Below are 269 nucleotides of genomic sequence, written 5' to 3'. Positions count from 1 at the left end.
GCATTACCAAATACAGACGTTGTTTTCATCACAGTACGAATATCGAAGCGCTCGGTCCTATGTCCGCGCTCACTCATTAGCTGGCAAAGGATGTGTGTCGACATTAGCTCTCCACAAGAGACTAATTGGTCGGTCAATTGCTCGCTAGTCTCGCTGGTGGCTTTCTCGGCACACTGAGAAACCTTTGTTAGGATCTCGTTGATCGCATCATTGATGACTTCAGGGTGTTTTAACTGATTAATGATACTGAAATGAATATCAACCAATTG

At 44.2% G+C, this 269-nt stretch carries 1 pseudogene; it reads right to left on the bottom strand.

What is annotated here, in order from left to right:
* Positions 1 to 269 (bottom strand): annotated as a pseudogene (locus AB4585_RS24760) (lysine-sensitive aspartokinase 3); the annotation flags it as partial.

The sequence above is a fragment of the Vibrio sp. 10N.222.49.C9 genome (assembly GCF_041474985.1).
GTDB classification, from domain to species: domain Bacteria; phylum Pseudomonadota; class Gammaproteobacteria; order Enterobacterales; family Vibrionaceae; genus Vibrio; species Vibrio crassostreae_C.
Note: the sequence above shows the minus strand (reverse complement) of the source record. Positions and strands in the feature narration are given on the sequence as shown.